Raw genomic sequence first — 17942 nt, 5'->3', positions numbered from 1 at the left:
TCCTAGGGGCTTCGGCAAGCGCAACGAAACGAGGAACACGATCATGACGAACACCCCGGCGGCGTCCCCCGGCGGACACCCGATCACGCTCGGTCTCGACACCTTCGGCGACGTGACCAACGACGACGCGGGGAATCCGCTGTCGCACGGACGGACGATCCGCGGACTGGTCGAGGAAGGGGTGCTCGCGGATCAGACGGGCGTCGACCACTTCGCGATCGGGGAGCATCACACCGACTGGATGCCGCTGTCCGCGGCCGACGTCGTGCTGGCCGCGATCGCCGCCCGTACGTCCCGGATCCGCCTCGGATCAGGGGTGACCGTCATCAGCTCCGACGACCCCGTCCGGGTCTTCCAGCGGTTCGCGACCCTGGACGCCGTCTCCGGCGGCCGCGCCGAGATCATCCTCGGGCGCGGTTCGAGCGTCGAGTCCTTCCCGCTCTTCGGATACGACCTCGCCGACTACGAGCGGCTCTTCGAGGAGAAGGTCGAGCTGTTCGCCGAGCTGCTCAAGGAGGAGCCGGTCACCTGGTCCGGCACGGTACGCCCGGCGCTCAAGGAGATGCCGGTGTACCCGCACAGCGAATCGGGCGCGATCCCCACCTGGATCGGCGTGGGCGGCAGCCCCGAGTCGGTGGTACGGACCGCACGCCACGGCTTCTCGCTGATGCTCGCGATCATCGGCGGGGAGACCGCGCGGTTCGCCCCGTTCTCCCGGCTGTTCCGGCGCGAACTCGCCGGGTTCGGCCACCCCGACCGCCCGGTGGGCGTGCACGCGCCCGGCCACGTGGCCGCGACGGACGAGCAGGCGGTGGCGGAGTTCTGGCCGTACTACCGGGCGACCATGGCGATGGTCGCCCGGCAGCGCGGCTTCCGCGTCCCGACGTTCGAGCACTTCACGCGGGACGTCGGGCCCGGAGGCGCGCTCCACGTCGGATCACCCGAGACCGTGGCACGCAAGATCTGCGCCACGCTCAAGGCGGTGGACGCCTCGCGCTTCGACCTCAAGTACGGGATGAACGGCCTGCCGCACGGGCAGTTGATGCGCGCCATCGAACTCTTCGGTACCCGCGTGGCGCCGCTGGTCCGCGACATGATGAGCGACTGAGCGACCGACCCGCCCGGCGGGAGCCCGGGCGCGGGTGGTGCGCCACCGTCCGTCCGTGCACACTCGGGAGGTATGTCCCCACCGCCTCGGGCCGGACCGCTGTGCACCCGCGACTCGATCACCGCCGCACTGCGTGACCTGGGCCTGCGCCCCGGCGAGACCGTCCTCGTCCACTCCTCCCTCAGCGCGCTCGGCTGGGTCTGCGGCGGCGCGGTGACGGTCGTGCGGGCGCTGCTGGACACCCTGGGCGCGGACGGGACCCTGGTGGTGCCGGCGCACTCCGGCGGCAACTCCGACCCCGCCGACTGGAACAACCCGCCCGTTCCCGAGGCCTGGTGGGCGGCGATCCGCGCGTCCATGCCGCCGTACGACCCCCGCCTCACCCCCACGCGGGGGGTCGGTGTGATCCCGGAGACGGTACGGAACTGGCCCGGCGCCCTCCGCAGCGCCCACCCGCAGACGTCGTTCGCGGCCCTCGGCCCGCGCGCCGGCGGGATCGTGGCCGGCCACGCCCTGGACTGCCAGCTGGGGGAGCGCAGCCCGCTCGCGCGGCTGGAGGAGGCCGGGGCGCGGATCCTCCTGCTGGGCACGGGCTTCGACACCTGTACGGCGTTCCACCTGGCCGAGTACCGCGTACCGGCCCCGCGGGTCGACAACTCCTTCGCGGTCACGACCCCCGGGGGCCGCCGCTGGAGCACCGTGCGCGACGTCGCGATCACCAGCGACGGCTTCGCGGATCTTGGGGCGGCCTTCGAGCGGGACCACCCGGTGGTACGAGGCCGGGTCGGCGCGGCGGAGTCACGCCTGTTCCCCCTGGCGGAAGCGGTCATGTACGCGAGCAAGTGGCTGCGCGAACACCGCCCCCTGACCACCCCAACCTGACACCACAGCCCACCCACCCCGCCGCCGATCCCACGAGGCAGCCAACCGACCCCCCACCCCAGCGCCCAGACCGCCCGGGTCCCGCAGCGCCCACCGAGCCCGCGCCCGAACCCCACCCCGCCCCCGTATTCCGGTTGTTCCGGCCCGGCCTCGTTGGGAGGATCGCCGGCATGCCCACCTTCCCCGCGCCCGACGGAACCCTGCTCGCCTACCGCACGATCGGGGACGGCGAGCCGGTCCTCTGCGTCCCCGGCGGCCCCACCGACTCCGCGTACCTCGGCGATCTCGGTGGCCTGGCCGCCCACAGGCGCCTGATCCTCCTGGACCTCCGGGGCACGGGTGGCTCGGCGAAGCCCGAGGACACCTCCTCGTACCGCTGCGACCGCCTCGTCGACGACGTCGAGGCCCTGCGCGCCCACCTCGGACTCACCCGGCCCGACCTCCTCGCGCACTCCGGCGGCGCGAACATCGCCGCGCAGTACGCGGCCCGCCACCCGGAGCACACCGGCAGGCTGGCCCTGATCACCCCCGGACCCGCCGCCGTCGGCATCACCGTCACGGGTGAGACGCGCCGCGCGCTCGCGCGACTCCGTAAGGACGAACCCTGGTTCCCGTCGGCGTACGCCGCCCTGGAGGCGATCACCGAGGGCACCGGCGGCGACTGGGACGCCGTCGCCCCCTTCTTCTCCGGCCGGTGGGACGAGGCCGCGCGGCGCCACCAGGCCGGGAGCCGGCCGGCCAACCAGGAGGCCGTCGCCGTCTTCGGGTCGGAGGGCGCCTTCACCCCGCAGGCCACGCGCACGGCGCTCGCCGCCCACGCGGGCCCTGTCCTGCTGCTCGCGGGGGAGTTCGACATGAACACGCCTCCCTCGGCGGTGGCGGAGTACGCCGCGCTCTTCCCCGCCGCCACCCACGCCCTGCAGCCGGGAGCGGGCCACTACCCCTGGCTCGACGACCCCGGCGCGTTCGTGGCGACCACGGCGGCCTTCCTGGCCTGAGGGCGCGTCAGCCCACTCCGTGAACGGATTCCGCGCCGGCGTGCTGTGTTTCGTACCGTGAGATTCCTTCGAGCCCCCGGCCGGTGGATCGTGCCCGCAACATTCACGTGTTACGAAGGAAGGGGGACAAACGGCCCACACGCGCCCGGTCCGCCACCCGTCACGGCGCCCCGCCGCGTCGGGGACGAGCCATGGAGTGGGGAGAGGTGGGTACGCGCGGATGATGAGAGTCCTTCGCCCAGGGCCGGGACTGTGGTGGCGCTGGCGGCGCAATCCGCTCCGGCGGCGCAGTGACGCGGTCGAGGCCTGGATGCTGCCGGTGGTGGGGGCACTCGCCCTGACCATCGCGGTACTGGGCGGGCTGCTCGCGTCCCAGGGGGTACGGGCCGCGGCCGACGGGCAGCGGGCGCAGCGGCACAGCACCCGCGCCGTGGTCCTCGCCGACACCCCGGTCGGGCCCGCGTCGGCGGGCCGGGCGGACGGCGACGTCCCGGCCCGGGTGCGCTGGACGGCACCCGACGGGGCCGCGCGAACCGCCCGGATCTCCGTGCCCGGCGGGCAGCGCGCCGGCAGCACGGTACGGATCTGGGTCGACGCCCGCGGGAGGCCCGTACCGCCGCCCGCCACACCGGACGAGGCGGACTTCCACGCGACGCTCCTCGGCGGCCTGGCCGCCCTCGTGAGCGGCGGTACGGTCCTCTGCTTCGGCGCCCTGGCCCGGCAGCGGCTGTACCGGCAGCGGATGCGGCGCTGGTCGGAGGAGTGGGACCGGATCGCCCCCGAGTGGAGCCGCGGGACGCTCTGACGGAGCGGCGGGGGAGAGAGATCCGCCAGGTCCGGTTGCCCGCCCGCCCGTTGGGTAATAAGCGTGCACCGGCACGCACCGCCCGGCGGCGGCGCACACGCCATCAGGCTTTCCCAGGACGAGGAGACGACCGATGACGCGGATCAGAATCACCCCCCGTGCCCCGCGCCCTCAGCAGCCCCCGCCCCTCGACCTGCGGACTCCGTCGGGTCGCCCGCTGCCCTACTGACCCGCCTGACCCTCCGCCCTACCGACCGCCTCTCACCGAGCCGGTCCCGCCCCCGCCCGCGTGGCCAGGAGGAGGGCGACGTCGTCCTCCTGGCCCTGCCGGTCCTCGATGCTCGCGACGATGTGCTCGGCCATGGCGTCCAGGTCCAGGGGACCGGTGTCCAGGAGTGCCTGGATCTGGCGCTCCCCCGACTCCATGTCGGCGTCGTGGAACTCCAGCAGCCCGTCGGTGCACAGCAGGAGCGTCTCCTCGGCGCCCAGGTGGAAGCGCGTGGTGGGGTACGGCCCGGCGCTCAGGTCCGACAGCCCGAGGGGCAGGCCGCCCGCCACCTCGAACAGGGAGCTCTTCCCGGCCGTCCTGACGTGCGGGCACGGGTGCCCGGCGCGGACGGCCTCCGCTTCCCCGGTCGCGGGGTCGAGACTGACGTACAGACAGGTGGCGAGCCGCTCGGTGTCGAGGCCGTGCAGGAACGACGACGTGCGCGACATCAGCGCCGCGGGCGCGTGCCCCTCGGCCGCGTAGGCCCGGAACACCGTCCGCAGCTGCCCCATGACGGCGGCGGCCTGGATGTCGTGCCCCTGCACGTCCCCCACCACCAGCCCGACCCGCCCGCCGGGCAGCGGCAGGACGTCGTACCAATCGCCCCCCACCTGGTGACCGGCGCGCGCCGGCCGGTACCGCGCCGCGACCCGCAGCCCCGCCACGTCCTCGATCCTCGCGGGGAGCATCGCCTCCTGGAGCCCGACGGCCATCGCGTGCTCCTCGTCGTAGAGCAGGGCCCGCTGGAGCGACTGGGCGACGGTCGCCGAGAGGGCCACCAGCAGGTACTGCTCCTCGGGGGAGAAGCCCTCCTTCTCCTCGTACAGGATCGCCAGGACGCCGGTGAGCCGGGCCTGCGCCATGAGGGGCAGCACCGCGGAGGCCGTGAAGTCCGTCTTCTTGATGTACGGCCACAACATCGGGTACGAGGCCTCGATCTCCGCCCGCGTGATGAACAGCGGATTCTTGTTCTGGAACACGGCGGCGATGGGCCGCTCGTCGTCGATACGGCCGAACTCCAGGTCGCGGACGTAGTCGGGGGGCATCCCGGCGGCGGCCAGCCGGCGCAGCCTGTTCTGCTCCATGACCGTGAGCGAGATCCCCACGGCGCCCACCGGACCGAGGATCTCGTTGCTCGTCAGGGCCCCCAGCACGTCCTGCACGCTGAGCGCCTGCGACAGCGCGGTGGTCGTCGCCCGGACGACGCCGGCGTGGTGCCGCCGGTCGGACTCCAGGATGGCCTTGCGCTCCGCGTACTGGAGCTCGGTGCGGATCACCCCGACCGCGCGGACCGCCTTCCCCTCGGTGTCCCGCCGGATGGCGGCCTGGGTGTGGACCCATCGGACGCTGTCGTCCGGGTGGCGGACCCGGAAGTAGCTGCCGTAGCTCATCGAGTAGCGGGGGTCCGCGAAGACCTCGGCCGCCCGCTGTCGCAGCTCGTCCAGTTCCTCCGGCATGATCCGCGCGGCGAGCGTCGACATGAGTCCGTCGAACTCGTCCGCCTCCAGGCCGAAGATGGAAAGGGCGCTGGAATCGAGCAGGACCCGGTCGGAGGCGAGGTCCCAGGCGAATCCGCCGATGCCGTTCCACTCCAGGGCCATCGACAGCTCTGCCCGAAGGTCGGCTTCGAGTGCGTCGGACGACGTAGTGCCCGGTGTCGGGTTCCTGTCGTGTTCCATGTGACCTCCGGTTTTTCCAGTGTAGTCCGGGGCCCGGAACCGGCCCGGGGGCTCGGCATAGGGCGCTGACCAGCGGAAAGCCGGTGGGGAACCGCCGGGAAGCCGGTGGCGGGAGAGACCGCGGGGCCGCACGGCGAGGACGCGCCACCGTTCGGGGGAGTTCCCCGCGGCGCGCGTGTGGAGGCTCCCCGGCCCGTCGAGGGTAGGGCCATGACCCTGCCCCGATTCGCCCCCATGCTCGCCACACCGGGCGGCCTGCCCCCGGCGGCCGAGGAACGGCTGTGGTCCGCGGAGACCAAGCACGACGGCCAGCGCGCGCTGATCTACCTGCCGGGCGACGGTTCCGTCCTGCTGCGGTCCAGGTCGGGCGCCGACATCACCCCCGCCTACCCCGAGCTGCGGGCCCTGGCCACCGCCCTGCCCACCGGGGTGCCGGCGGTGCTGGACGGGGAGATCGTCGCGCTCGACGACCGGGGCCGCCCGGACTTCGAACGCCTCCAGGCCAGGATGGGACTGGCCGGATCACCCGCCAAGGCCGCGAGCCTGGCCCGTACCGTCCCGGCCCACCTCATGCTCTTCGACGCGCTCCACGTCGGCGGGCGCCCGCTCGTCCGCGTCGCGTACGCCGACCGCCGCCACGAGCTGGACGCGCTCGGCCTCGCCGGGCCGTCCTGGTCGACACCGGCCGCGATCGTCGGGCACAGCGCCGCGGCCCTGGCGACCACCCGCGAGCACGGCCTGGAGGGCATCATCCGCAAGCGCCTGACCTCCGTGTACGAGCCCGGCGTGCGCTCCCGCGCCTGGATCAAGATCCGTAACGTACGGACGGTGGACGCCATCGTCGGCGGCTGGGTCCCGGGGCGCGGCCAGCTCGGCGGGCTCCCCGGGGCCGTCCTCGTCGGACGCCGGGAGGGGGGCGCCCTGCGGTACATGGGGAGCGTCGGCACCGGATGGAGCGACCGCGAACGCGCCACGCTCGCCCGGCTGCTGCACGCCGCGCGGATCGACGACTGCCCCTTCGACCAGGTGCCCCGCGTCGCGGGGGCGCACTGGGTCCTGCCCCGCCTCGTCGGCGAGGTCACGTACAGCACCCGTACCCGCGCCGGCCTCCTGCGCCAGCCGTCCTGGCACCGGCTGCGCCCCGACCTCGCGCCCGAGGACGCCGACTGACGCCGACCGACCGAAGACCGCCCGGCCCCGGGACGCCGTCCGCACCCGCGGCCCCGGGCGGCCCCTCACCCCGCGAGCGGGAGCAGCGCCGGCTCGTCCGCGGGCCGGGGCCGGAAGGGCTGCTCGGTCCAGATCGTCTTCCCGCTCCTGCCGTACCGGCTGCCCCACCGTGTCGTGCAGTTGGCGACGATGAACAGACCCCGGCCCCCTTCGTCCAGGTCGGCGGCCCGCAGGAGGCGCGGTTGGGTGTTGCTGGGGTCGGTCACCTCGCAGATGAGCACGTTCTCCCGGATGAGCCGCAAGCCCACCGGGCCGCCGGCGTAACGGACCGCGTTGGTCACCAGCTCGCTGACGACCAGTTCGGTCGTCAGCGCGAGCTCGTCCAGGCCCCACGCCGATAGCTGCCGCACCGCCGCCGCCCGCGCGACGGCGACGGACGCGGGCCCCGCGGGGAACTCCCAGCTGGCGACATCGTGGGACGACAGCGTTCGGGTACGGGCGAGGAGGACGGCGAGATCGTCCGCGGGAGGCTCGTCGCCGACGCCCGACAGCAGCGACCGGCCGACCTCGTCGAGCGCGGCCCCCGGCCGGTACATGGTGTCCAGGCGGTGCTTGATCCTCGCCATCGCCCGCTCGACGTCGAAGCCCTCCAGCCCGAACAGGCCGTCGGTGTAGAGCGCCAGCACGGTGTCCGGCTCCAGCTCCACGGTCACGGACTCGAAGGGCACCCCGCCGACCCCCAGCGGTGGCCCCGGCGGGACGTCGAGGAACTCCGCCCCGCTGCCCGGCCGGACCAGGACGGGCGGCGGCTGGCCGGCACTGGCGAAGGTGCACAGGCCCGACACCGGGTCGTACAGGGCGTACAGGCAGGTGGCGCCGACCACGTCCCGCCGCCCCGGCGGCGCCTCGGCCGCCAGCCGCTGGACGAGGTCGTCGACCTGCCCGAGGACCTCCTCGGGCGGCAGCTCCATCCCGCCGAACGCCTGGATCGCCGTACGGAGCCGGCCCATCGTCGCCGTCGCGTGGAGGCCGTGGCCGATGACGTCCCCGATGACCAGCGCCACCCGCGACGAAGGCAGCGCGATGACGTCGAACCAGTCGCCGCTGATGCTCATCTCGCCCTCCGCCGGGCGGTAGCTGCCCGCGGTCTCCACGGCCGGCAGATCGGTCGTGGGCCGGGGGAGCAACTGCTCCTGGAGCGCCACCGCCGCGCGGTGCTCATGGGTGTAGCGGCGGGCGTTCTCCACGCCGAGGGCGGCCCGCGAGGCGATCTCCGCCAGGAGGCGCCGGTCGGATTCGTCGAACGGCTCGGGCCGCCGGTCCGTGCGCCAGACCGAGACCGTCCCGAGGATCCGTCCGCGGGCCCGCAGAACCGCGACCAGGACGGAGTGCGCCCGCTCGGGGACCAGCAACCGGATCAGGTCGTCGTCACCGCCCAGGGCGCCGATCACCGCGTCGCGGTCCGTCAGCAGGGTGCCGGCCTCCTGGAGGCCGCGCAGGGCCCGGCTGTCCGGCAGCGGAGGGTACGGCTCGCCCGGCCCGAGCAGGCCGGCCTGCCACCCGCCGGCGCTCGTCGCGACCGCGGCGCGCGTCAGGTGCTGGCGGCCGCCGCCGAAGACGGGCGGCGGCTCCTCCCCGGAGGGCACGGACTCCGACAGGTCCACCGTGACGACGTCGCCGAGGTCGGGGACGACGACGTCCGCCAGGTCCTGCGCGGTCCGCACCACGTCGAGCGAGGAGCCGATCCGGTTGGCGGACGTGTGGAGCAGGTCGATCTGGTCGCGGAGCTTCTCCTGCGCGGTGGTGTCGTTCACCGCGACGACCACCCCGTCCGGGCGCCCGCGCGCGTCCTGGAGCTGGAAGGCCGTCAGGGACATGACCCACTTCTGCCCGGCGGCGTTCCGCGCCCGGACCAGGTGGCTGCTCCGGACCGCGGGCTCCCCGGTCTCCAGCACGTCGCGCAGCACCCGTTCCACGGCCTCCGCGTCCTCGGCGTCCAACACGTCCCCCAGCCGGCTGCCGACGGGCAGGGGCGGGCCGCCGAACATCTCGGGCGTGATGTTGGTCCGTACGACGTTCAGGTCCGTGTCGTGGATGCCGATACCCACGCGGGACTGCGCGAACAGGGCCCGCATCAGGGACGCCCCCCGCGCCCACTCCGCCGCGTCGGCCGCCGGGACAGCCGTAACCAGGTACTCGTCCGCGCCGGCGAGCGGGACGGCCTCGTAGGCGACCTCGACGGTCCGTCCCGAGGAATGCCGCAGCAGCGCGGCACCCCGTTCCGTCCGGTCCCCGCCGCCCCGCCCGGACCCGAAGGGCGGCGGCAGCGGGGGGACGAGCAGGCGCCCCAGGGACCGGCCGCAGACCTCCTCCGCGCCGCGTCCCACCAGGGACCGCGCGGCGGACGACCAGCGGACCACGACGCCCGCGTGATCCACGACCGCCGCCGCCACGGGGCCGGGGCGGATCCCTGGCACCGCGGGGGGTTCGTCGTCTGGGCGCATGCCGCCTCCTCGACCGGGCACCGGCGGCGTCACGCGCCCTCCGTACACCGTGTGACCTGGTCGTACGGCCGGTGGCGCGTTTCCACCGACACCTACAGTCTGCTCGCGCAGGACCGTTCCCACTCTCCGGCCGCGGGAACTTTCCCGTCGGCCGCCCGGTCTGTTCAACCGGCCGGCGCTTCGAGCAGATCGAGCAGCCGGCCGTGGAGCTGGGCGGGCGCGGCGAGGAAGCTGGTGGCGCCGATGCTCCAGGGCCGCCCGCCGAGGTCGGTCACCCGCAGCCCGGCCTCCGCGGCGACGAGCGCCCCGCCGACGAGGTTGGTGTCGTCCGTCCCGTACTCCCAGAAGGCGTCGAGCCGCCCGGCCGCGGTGTCGGCGACCTGCCAGGACGTCGGGCCGAGGTTCCGGACGGCGCCGACGTGCGGGAGCACCGCGGACAGCGAGCGGCCGGCCTCCCGTACCGCCGACGGCTGCGAGGCCACCAGGGGCGGCTGGCTGGTCCCGAGCAGCGCCAGCGTCAGGTCGGTCTTGAGCGACGGACGCAGGGGTACGCCGTCCCGGAACGCGCCGTGGCCCGCCAGGGCGGTGACGGTCTCCCCGCGCAGCGGAGCGTGCAGGACGGTCGCCACCGGCCTGCGGTCCCGTACGAGCGTCAGGCTGACGGACCAGTACGGCATGTCCTGGAGGAACTGCACGGCGCCGTCCACGGGGTCCGCCACCCACACCTCGCCGGTCCCGGGCGTGTGCGCGCCGAGTTCCCCGGCCCACACGGCGTCCGGGCGCAGCCCCGCCAGCTGGTCCTTGAACAGCGCCGTCGCGTCCTGGTCGAGCGGCTCGAAGCGCTCCCTGAACTCCGCCCACGAGGTGGCGGCGGGCGTCCGCACGGGAGTGGCGGCCACCAGTCTGCCGACGGTCCGGGCGGCGGTGGTCATCGTGCGGAGCAGGTCGTGGTCGGACATCGGGTGCCTCCGTGCGTGGGTGGGTCGGACACGCACCAGCCTCGGACCCGGCGGACGATCACGGCCCCGAAGACCCGTAAATCCGAGCGGAACCGGCAGGGATGGCATACTCGATGGCTGATCATGCCCCGATCGCGGTGTTTCGTGGCACCCGCGACAGGCACCCCCGACAGGCATCCGCGACAGGTACCTCCACAGACACCGGCGAGAACGAGAAGGTGACGCGATGCCCCTGCCCGGGACGCCCGAGCCGCTCCCCGTCCGGGAACAGCGGGTGATCGCGGCCCTCCAGTGCGACGGCAGGGTCACCGCCGAGCGCGCCGCCGCCGTCCTCGGCCTCGGTCCCCGCGACGTCCACCGCAGCCTCAAGAAGCTGCTGGGCGACGGGAGCGTACAGGTCCTCGGCAGCCGCCCCCGCGACGACGCCGCCGGCGCGATGATGCTCCGCGTCCGCGTCCTGCGGGGCCGGATCGAGGCGATCACGTCCGCGCTCGCGGCCCGGGACGACATCCCCCTGATCGACGTGTCGGCGAGCGGCGACGAGATCTCGGCCGTACTGCTCCCCGGGGCCGGGCCCGGGAACCGCCTTGTCCTCGAACAGCTGCCGGCCACCGGCGCCGTGACGTCCGTCTCCGCGCAGACCGTGCTGCACGTCTTCTCCGACGCCACCGACTGGCGCCTCGACGTCCTCACGGACGACGAACGCACCGCCCTGACACCGGAGTCCGGGCCGGCGGCCTACCCGTCACCCCTCGACGGGCCCGACGAGGCCATCGTCACCGCGCTGGAGGGCGACGGACGGCTCACGGCGGCGGCCGTGGCCGCGCGGACCGGGCTCGCGGAGTCGACGGTACGGCGCCGGCTGGCCGCGCTCCTCTCCGGCCGCCGCCTCCTCACCCAGGTGGTGGTCGACCCCCGGCGCCTCGGCATGGGCATCGACGCGAACGTCTGGATGGAGGTGCCGCCCGACCACCTGGACGCCGCGGGCCGCGCCCTGGCCCGGCACCCCGCCGTCCACGGCGCCCTCGCCACCTCGGGTACGGCCAACCTCTGCGTGGCGGTGTGGCTGCGCGACGCGCGGGCCCTCTACCGCTTCCTCACGGAGGAGCTGACGGGCCGTTCCATCACGCGGACGGAGACGATCCTGGTGGGGCGCGCGGTGAAGCGGCCGGGACGGGGCTGACCGAACGGCCTCCCGGCCCGTGAGGCGCGGGCGTACGGGGTCGGGAGGCGTACGGGTCAGCGGGCGTACGCGACGGCCAGCAGGAACCAGCCGGTGTGCGGGATCCACTGCTCGGCCCACCGCCAGGACTCGTCCTCCGGCGCGTCCTGGGGGCGGAACGCGATGTCGTCCTCGTCGGTCCAGCCCGAGGTGACGCCGTTGACGATGCCGCCGGGCAGGTTGGGGAAGTCCGAGGCGTAGTCGACGTTGCCCCGGCCCCGCCCCTGGAGCATGGACGCGTCGAACGGGTTGCGCCCGGTGATCCAGGCCAGCTGGTCGTCGGCGAACGCGGTCAGCCGGCGGCGCCCCTCCTCCGTCACGCCGTCGGCGGTGGCGCACGCCGAGGCCGCCGCGGACAGCGAGGCGATGGTGGCGTTCTCGCCCTGCCACCAGTAGCCGGTCTCGTTGGCGTGCGGGAAGAAGAACGCGTCCCGGTCGGTCCCGCCGAGGGGCCGCACCCGCTGGCGCGGGTAGCCGAACGGGTTCGGTACGGCGTGGGTGCGGTCGACGGTGTCGAGCATCGCCTCGACCGCCAGCGCCCGCGCGGGGGCCGCTTCGGGCGCCCCGGGCAGGGTCTCGGCGAAGCGCAGGAGGGCCAGGACGGGCAGGCCGGCCTCGACGGCGTGGAAGAAGGGCCGGCCCTCGGCGTCCGCGACGAACCAGCCGGGACCGTCGCCCGGCCGGACGTACCGCTCCAGGAGCGACCGGGCCCGGCGCCGCGCGGCGTCGTGCGCCCCGTGCTCGGGATCGGCGCCCGCCGCGACCAGTTCGGCGGCGGCGAGCAGGGCGGTGTAGTCGTCCAGGACGTTCTCCGTACCGTCTTCCAGGTACGCGGTGTTGTGCTTCTCCAGGTGGGTGAAGCCGTCGAGCGCCGCGCCGAAGTAGGTCTCCCGGGAGAACTCGCCCTCGTCGTCGGCGTGCGAGGCGCGGGCCAGCGCCGCGATCGCGAGGCCGCCGCCGTGGCGGTAGGCGGCCTGGTAGCGGTCGGTGCGGACGCACTCGGGCAGCGGGGCCGTCACCACCCGCTCCTCCAGCCGCTTGGTCAGGGCGTCGAAGATCCCCGTGTAGAAGTAGCCCTCGGGCGCCCGGAAGCGCACCAGGAAGTCGGCTCCCCACAGGGCCTCGTCACGCAGCCGGGCGCTCAACGACCCGACCAGCGCGGGGTGTTGGGCGGCGAGCACGTCACGGGCGGCGAGCATGGCCCACGCGCACAGCGGGATCTGCTGCGGGCTCATCGTGCGGGTGTACGTGAGGTGGCTCAGGAACTTGCTGGTGTCACCGCTCGCGTCGAGCCAGCCGCCCCGCGCGTCGACGTGCCGTCCCGTGGTGTCGCCCCACAGCGCGGCCCGCCGGTCCTTGCGGTCGATCTCGCCGCTCGACCGCATGGCCTTGAAGTAGCTGAGCACGTCGGACATCGTCGCGCGCTGGAGGCGGTCGGCGGAGCGCGCGAACGGCTCCGACACGGTGACGCGGCCGTCGCTCTCCACGACGCGCACCACGTACCGGCCGGGCGGCAGATCCGGGGGCAGCGCGACCCGGGCGAAGGGCCCGGCGCTCCAGCCGGGGACGGCCTCGACCGGGCCGGGCACGAGCGGGCGCTCCGGCGCCGAGCCGTCCTCCGCCCGCAGGCCGACCGCGGCCGGCGCCGTCCCGCCGGGCAGGGCGAGCACCACGGCGGGGGCGCCGCCCAGGCCGTACCCGAGGTGGTCGGCCAGGATCGTCGGCCTGGCACGCGTGTCGTCCCTGGAGATCACCTGTGAGCACCGCGCCTTCCGTCGGTGGGGGTCCGCGGCCGTCCGGCCGCCGTTCCCGGACAAGGTATGCAGTGGAAGGCAAGTGGTCAATAGTGGTATCTTTCCGGTGATTGCTGGAGGTTCACCGATGGGCATCGACGCCGTCTCGATCCGCGCTCCGCGGCGCGAACGCAGTTCCGACCCGCTGTGGTCACAGGCTGCCGACTCGATCCTCGAACAGATCGAGAGCCAGGAACTGACGGCCGGCGCGAAGCTGCCACCCGAGCGGGAACTCTGCGCCCAGCTCGACATCTCGCGGGTGACCCTCCGCAAGGCGCTCTCGCACCTGGTGGACCAGGGGGTCCTGACCGCGTCGCACGGCCGCGGCTGGTTCGTCGCGCAGCCGGTGGCGGCCCGCGAGTGGCCCAACGACCTGGAGTCGTTCACCACCACCGCGCACCGCAAGCACATGCGGCCCAGCTCGCTCGTCCTGCGCCAGGCGGTGGAGGCGGCCTCGCTCGACGAGGCGGACCGGCTCGGGGTTCCCGCCGGCACCCCCCTGCTGCACCTGGAGCGGGTACGGCTCCTCAACGGCGTACGGATCGCGGTCGACCGCACCATCATCGCCGCCGACCTCGTCCCGTCCCTCACCACCACCGACTTCGGCACCGCGTCCCTGTTCGAGGCGCTGCGCGAACAGGGCATCGAGCTGAGCAGGTCGATGGCCACGATCGAGGCCCGCAGCGCCGACGACGAACTGGCGGTCCGGCTGGAGATCGAGCCAGGGGCGCCCGTCCTGGTCCTGGACCAGACGATCCACGCCCCGGACCAACGGCCCCTGCTGGCCTCGACGGTGGAGTACAGCGGCGAGAGATACCGCCTCCGTACCACCCTCGCCTCCTCGAACGACACCGCGCGCCGCTGAGCCGCTGACACGCCGGAGCGGCGCGGGGAACGGGACCGACCCCGTCCCCCGCGCCGCTCCTGTCGTACGGAGTCCGTACGGACGCGTGGGCTCGTACGGAGTGTGCGGGGTGATCAGCCGGTGTACGCGGCCAGTGCCTTGGTGAAGTCGAGCGCGCTCTGGCTCACACCACTGCAGTCCGCGCCGGCGTCCGTGGTGCCGCCCCCGCAGGAGCGGTCCCGGTTGACCGCCCAGAAGCTCACCCGGGACAGGTGCTTGCTGGTCGCGTAGCTCACCATCGACTTGAAGTTGGCCACGGACACGGTCTCGCCCGGCACGTCCGACTTGCCGTTCATCGAGGAGAAGCCGACCTTGCGGTACGCGGCGTCCGAGGAGAGCCCGTACGCCGAGGCCACCGCGTTCTTGAGGCCGTCCACCGCGCCCTTGGTGGCGGCCACCATGTCGATGGTGCCCTCGTCGAAGTCGAACGGCATGACCGCCCAGCCCTCGATGTCCAGCTTGTTGTTCGCCCCCCGCTTGATCAGGTCGAGGCCGGTCGCGTCCGGGCCCGTCCTGGTGGTGCCGAAGGTGACGTACACGGCCACCCCGGGGTTGTTGGTCTTGACGATCTTCAGCGCGTCCACCACCCGCTCGCGGACCGTGGCGTTGGTGAACTCGGTGTCCTCGATGTCGATGTCGATGGACTTCAGCTTCAGCGCGTCGATGGTCTTCTGGTACGCCCCCGCGAGGGCGGTGGCGGACGAACACTTCTCACCGAGCTTGTTGCCGGACCAGCCGCCGATGGAGACGGTCACGTCACCGCCGGCGGCGCGTATCGCGTTGATCGTGGACTGGTCGTTCCCGCCCGTCAGCGCCCTGTTCCCGTCCCACTTGGGGTTGCAGCCGCCGTCGGAGAGGATGAACGCCATCGTGAACTGCTTGACGCCGGTCGCGCTCATGACCGACGTGGCGCTCTGGGGACTGCCCCAACCCAGGTACAGGTAGGGGGCGTTGAGCCCGACCGGCGCGGCCGCCGCGGCCTTGGCGGCGGGCGCGCCGCCGTCGGTCGCGGTCGCGGTGGTGGCCGCGGACAGGGCGGCGGTGGCCGCCAGGGACAGGGCCGCGGAGACCGCCAGAAGGCGGGGGCGCCGCTGGAGCATGGAGTGGTACGAGGACGTCATGTCGCTGGTTCTCCTCAGGTGGGGGTCCGAGTGACGCGCGGTCAGGGAGTCCAGTAGTTGTGCGTGACGACGAGCATCGTCTGCAACTGCACACTGGTGGAGTAGTAGTCGGTGCCGCTGGGCGTGGTGGCGAGCATCTTCTGCCACAGCGCGTCCAGCCACGCCTGACTGGCCGGGTCGGTCATGGCCGCGACCGCGAAGGGCGCGAAGAACGCGGGCTCGTTGCCGGTGCCGAAGCTGGTGCCGTTGAGCTTGTACCCGTCCCGGATCTTGGCCGGGTCGTTCGCGGCCTTGGTCTTGATCCAGGAGTTCATCTTCCGTACGGCGGTGCGGGACGCGCTGTCGTTGTTGACGACCGCGTCCGTGCCCAGGCGCCACGGGTCCCGGCAGGCGTTCCAGTTGTAGTCGCCGTCGTGCGCGTCCTCCAGGACCTCGCCCGCCGCCGGCTTCGGCGTGGTCGTCGTGTTGACGACGAAGTCCGGCAGCAGCCCGGTGGCGGACGCGTGCTTGGACTGGAGACTGCCGATCACCGACTGGGTCTTGGTCAGGACCGCGTCCCAGGTGCTGTCGCCGGTGGCCTTGCGGAACGCCTTGAAGTGTCCGGGGATCCAGTCCGACGTGCGCGAGATCTGGTCGTAGCTGCCGGACGACCAGTCACCGAGCTTCATCAGCTTGGAGCCGCTGTGCACCTCGCTCGCCTTGATCGCGTTGATCCGGCGGTTCGCCAGGCTCTGGTAGTTGTACGTGCCGCCGCTGCCCCACTGCTTGTGGGCGAGGAGCAGTCCGTACGCGATGTCCAGGTCGCCGTCGGTGGCGGAGTCGCTCCCGTTGACGCTCCTGCACCCCGTGTCCTGCTCGGCCGCGTGCAGGTCGGGGTTGTTGACGGAGGGGTGGGCCAGGACGTACTTGAGGATGCCGTCGAAGATCTTCTTGGCGTCCGCGTCGGCGCCCGCCATCAGCGCCGTGATGACCAGGCCGTAGCCCTGGGCCTCGGCGACGTACGGGTGGTCCGCGTCCGCCGCGTACACCTCGTACCAACCGTTGCCACAGTTCTGCTTGATGAAGTTCGACTTCCACTTCGTGTAGAAGTCGATCACGGCGCGGTCCGCGGCGGCCTGGCCGCCGCTGGGCGCCAGGGTGCCGGCCGCGTAGGCGAAGGAATGACTGCCGAAGGGGACGGCCGGGCCGTCGGCCGCACCGGCGGCCGGGGTGAGTCCGGTCCACACGCAGGTGGTGAGGACGGCGGTGGCGGACAGGGCTGCTGCGCATCTCGCACGGCGACTGCGGGACATCGGGCCTCCGAGGTAGGGGGGTTGTGGGGAAGTTAGCCGCGCCGTCATGACCTCGACAAGGTGTTGGTTAGTAAAGTTTCCTATCGTTTACGTGGGGGTGACGCGACGACGCCGAGGCCGACGGGAGGTCGGCCTCGGCGTGGGCCGGGCTGGTGGTGATCAGTCGTCAGAAAGCTTGCAGGTCAACGGTGTTGGGGGCGCATGCGGGCGGACGCGTCAGCGACGGTGCCTGCGGTGCGGCCGCCCGGCGGTGGCCGTCCGCCGCCTCCGCAGCAGGACGGTGCCCAGCGCCGCCACCGCCAGCGCGGCGGCCCCGGCGAGGGCGGCGGTGGTCGGGGTCAGCGGGGACCCGGTGTCCGCGACGGGGGCGGTGTTCGCGGACTCGGCCGCCGCGGACGCCGGTGCGGGGGAGGGGGAGGACGGGGCGGCGGACGGAGACGCCGAGGGGGAGGCGGCCGCGGGCTTCGGGGCGCGCTCCGGGGCCTTGGTCGGCGCCTTGGGCGGCGGCGGTACGGCGGCGCGGGCGGGCGGTGTGGTCGCGGCCTCGGCCCGGTCCGTACTCCCGCCGGGGAGGACGACGTCGGAGCACGAGTAGTAGGTGTCCGGTGTGCTGGTGTTGCGCCACACCGTGTACAGCACGTGGCGGCCGGTCCGGCCCTCGGGGAGACGGGCCGGGATGCGGTAGGCGCCGTTCCGCAGCGCCGGGTCCTTGACGGTCAGGAAAGGCTCCGGAGCCAGGTCGTCCCACGTCAGCGGCGCGTCCGGGGAGTAGCCCTGCCGGGTGAGGTAGAGGCTGAACGTCCCCTCGTGCGGGATGGAGGACCGGTAGGTGAGGGTGAAAGGGGCCCCGGGGGCCAACTTCGTGGCGGGCCAGTCGGAGCGGGAGAGGTCGAGCCCGGCGTACGCGGCGATTCCCCCGCTGCACAGCTTCCCGTCCGGGATCACCTGCCGGTCCCTGCCGTTGACCCCCGCGACCCGCAGGTTGTCCCAACTGCCCAGCGGCTGGCCACCGTTGGCGGCGACGGCCGCCCGGCACGCGGGCGTTCCCGCGAGCCCTTCCGACGCCAGGCCGCACGCGGCGACCCGGCTCACCGGGTCGGTCGGCGCGCCGTGCGCGTACGCGGGGGCTGCGGCCAGCAGCGTCGAGCCCGCCAGCAGGAACGTGACGGCGCCCGCGAAGGCGGCCGCTGCGGAGGTGCGGTGACGGATCATCAGGACGGGCTCCCTCGGCGGGCCC

Annotated in this window: 14 protein-coding genes; 7 read left to right on the top strand and 7 right to left on the bottom strand. The window is 73.7% G+C overall.

Annotated elements, in window-relative coordinates; genetic code table 11:
* The first annotated feature begins 43 nt into the window (after positions 1 to 43).
* From HA039_RS01770 to HA039_RS01755, 4 genes are all read left to right on the top strand, one after another.
* Positions 44 to 1108, top strand: coding sequence for an LLM class flavin-dependent oxidoreductase (locus HA039_RS01770; RefSeq protein WP_167022733.1), 1065 nt, complete (start codon positions 44 to 46; stop codon positions 1106 to 1108).
* A gap of 72 nt (positions 1109 to 1180) precedes the next feature.
* Positions 1181 to 1990: an AAC(3) family N-acetyltransferase gene (locus HA039_RS01765; RefSeq protein WP_167022730.1), complete on the top strand. Its 810-nt coding sequence runs from the start codon at positions 1181 to 1183 to the stop codon at positions 1988 to 1990.
* 170 nt (positions 1991 to 2160) lie between these two features.
* Positions 2161 to 2988 carry an alpha/beta fold hydrolase gene (locus tag HA039_RS01760; protein WP_167022727.1) on the top strand — a complete coding sequence of 276 codons (828 nt, stop codon included), beginning with the start codon at positions 2161 to 2163 and terminating at the stop codon, positions 2986 to 2988.
* Positions 2989 to 3208: 220 nt separating this feature from the next.
* Positions 3209 to 3793 carry an Rv1733c family protein gene (locus HA039_RS01755; RefSeq protein ID WP_167022724.1) on the top strand — a complete coding sequence of 195 codons (585 nt, stop codon included), beginning with the start codon at positions 3209 to 3211 and terminating at the stop codon, positions 3791 to 3793.
* A 261-nt stretch (positions 3794 to 4054) separates the two neighbouring features.
* On the opposite strand, the gene HA039_RS01750 is transcribed toward HA039_RS01755, so the two are convergent.
* Entirely contained in the window at positions 4055 to 5740 is a 1686-nt protein-coding gene (locus tag HA039_RS01750) for a SpoIIE family protein phosphatase (protein WP_167022716.1), read from the bottom strand.
* A gap of 210 nt (positions 5741 to 5950) precedes the next feature.
* Here HA039_RS01750 and HA039_RS01745 point away from each other — a divergent pair, with 210 nt between their 5' ends.
* Positions 5951 to 6910, top strand: coding sequence for an ATP-dependent DNA ligase (locus HA039_RS01745; RefSeq protein ID WP_167022713.1), 960 nt, complete (start codon positions 5951 to 5953; stop codon positions 6908 to 6910).
* A 65-nt stretch (positions 6911 to 6975) separates the two neighbouring features.
* Here the strand turns inward: HA039_RS01745 and HA039_RS01740 are convergent, their stop codons facing one another.
* Both HA039_RS01740 and HA039_RS01735 read right to left on the bottom strand, forming a co-directional pair.
* A complete protein-coding gene (locus HA039_RS01740) occupies positions 6976 to 9414 on the bottom strand; it encodes a SpoIIE family protein phosphatase (protein WP_167022710.1) in 2439 nt (812 codons plus the stop codon).
* Positions 9415 to 9578: 164 nt separating this feature from the next.
* Entirely contained in the window at positions 9579 to 10373 is a 795-nt protein-coding gene (locus tag HA039_RS01735; RefSeq protein ID WP_167022707.1) for an inositol monophosphatase family protein, read from the bottom strand.
* Between the two features lie 226 nt (positions 10374 to 10599).
* Here HA039_RS01735 and HA039_RS01730 point away from each other — a divergent pair, with 226 nt between their 5' ends.
* Positions 10600 to 11556, top strand: coding sequence for an Lrp/AsnC family transcriptional regulator (locus tag HA039_RS01730; protein ID WP_167022704.1), 957 nt, complete (start codon positions 10600 to 10602; stop codon positions 11554 to 11556).
* A 56-nt stretch (positions 11557 to 11612) separates the two neighbouring features.
* Here the strand turns inward: HA039_RS01730 and HA039_RS01725 are convergent, their stop codons facing one another.
* Complete coding sequence (locus HA039_RS01725) at positions 11613 to 13349, bottom strand: glycoside hydrolase family 9 protein (protein WP_243869022.1); 1737 nt, start codon at positions 13347 to 13349, stop codon at positions 11613 to 11615.
* Positions 13350 to 13476: 127 nt separating this feature from the next.
* On the opposite strand from HA039_RS01725, the gene HA039_RS01720 reads away from it, so the two are divergent.
* Positions 13477 to 14253 carry a GntR family transcriptional regulator gene (locus HA039_RS01720; RefSeq protein ID WP_167022700.1) on the top strand — a complete coding sequence of 259 codons (777 nt, stop codon included), beginning with the start codon at positions 13477 to 13479 and terminating at the stop codon, positions 14251 to 14253.
* A gap of 113 nt (positions 14254 to 14366) precedes the next feature.
* On the opposite strand, the gene HA039_RS01715 is transcribed toward HA039_RS01720, so the two are convergent.
* From HA039_RS01715 to HA039_RS01705, 3 genes are all read right to left on the bottom strand, one after another.
* Positions 14367 to 15413 (bottom strand): chitinase, encoded by a 1047-nt coding sequence (locus tag HA039_RS01715; RefSeq protein ID WP_243869020.1) that lies wholly within the window; start codon positions 15411 to 15413, stop codon positions 14367 to 14369.
* A gap of 41 nt (positions 15414 to 15454) precedes the next feature.
* Positions 15455 to 16705, bottom strand: coding sequence for a family 8 glycosyl hydrolase (locus HA039_RS01710; RefSeq protein ID WP_167022697.1), 1251 nt, complete (start codon positions 16703 to 16705; stop codon positions 15455 to 15457).
* Positions 16706 to 16921: 216 nt separating this feature from the next.
* On the bottom strand, positions 16922 to 17917 hold the full coding sequence (locus HA039_RS01705; protein ID WP_167022694.1) for a lytic polysaccharide monooxygenase: 996 nt from the start codon (positions 17915 to 17917) through the stop codon (positions 16922 to 16924).
* Positions 17918 to 17942: the final 25 nt, after the last annotated feature.

The organism is Streptomyces liangshanensis (assembly GCF_011694815.1).
GTDB lineage: Bacteria > Actinomycetota > Actinomycetes > Streptomycetales > Streptomycetaceae > Streptomyces > Streptomyces liangshanensis.
Note: the sequence above shows the minus strand (reverse complement) of the source record. Positions and strands in the feature narration are given on the sequence as shown.

Coding starts and splice junctions, on each gene's coding strand:
- HA039_RS01765 (WP_167022730.1), top strand. CDS start 1,181: ATGTCCCCACCGCCTCGGGCCGGACCGCTGTGCACCCGCGACTCGATC.
- HA039_RS01720 (WP_167022700.1), top strand. CDS start 13,477: ATGGGCATCGACGCCGTCTCGATCCGCGCTCCGCGGCGCGAACGCAGT.
- HA039_RS01730 (WP_167022704.1), top strand. CDS start 10,600: ATGCCCCTGCCCGGGACGCCCGAGCCGCTCCCCGTCCGGGAACAGCGG.
- HA039_RS01745 (WP_167022713.1), top strand. CDS start 5,951: ATGACCCTGCCCCGATTCGCCCCCATGCTCGCCACACCGGGCGGCCTG.
- HA039_RS01705 (WP_167022694.1), bottom strand. CDS start 17,917: ATGATCCGTCACCGCACCTCCGCAGCGGCCGCCTTCGCGGGCGCCGTC.
- HA039_RS01760 (WP_167022727.1), top strand. CDS start 2,161: ATGCCCACCTTCCCCGCGCCCGACGGAACCCTGCTCGCCTACCGCACG.
- HA039_RS01735 (WP_167022707.1), bottom strand. CDS start 10,373: ATGTCCGACCACGACCTGCTCCGCACGATGACCACCGCCGCCCGGACC.
- HA039_RS01770 (WP_167022733.1), top strand. CDS start 44: ATGACGAACACCCCGGCGGCGTCCCCCGGCGGACACCCGATCACGCTC.
- HA039_RS01755 (WP_167022724.1), top strand. CDS start 3,209: ATGATGAGAGTCCTTCGCCCAGGGCCGGGACTGTGGTGGCGCTGGCGG.
- HA039_RS01750 (WP_167022716.1), bottom strand. CDS start 5,740: ATGGAACACGACAGGAACCCGACACCGGGCACTACGTCGTCCGACGCA.
- HA039_RS01715 (WP_243869020.1), bottom strand. CDS start 15,413: ATGACGTCCTCGTACCACTCCATGCTCCAGCGGCGCCCCCGCCTTCTG.
- HA039_RS01710 (WP_167022697.1), bottom strand. CDS start 16,705: ATGTCCCGCAGTCGCCGTGCGAGATGCGCAGCAGCCCTGTCCGCCACC.
- HA039_RS01740 (WP_167022710.1), bottom strand. CDS start 9,414: ATGCGCCCAGACGACGAACCCCCCGCGGTGCCAGGGATCCGCCCCGGC.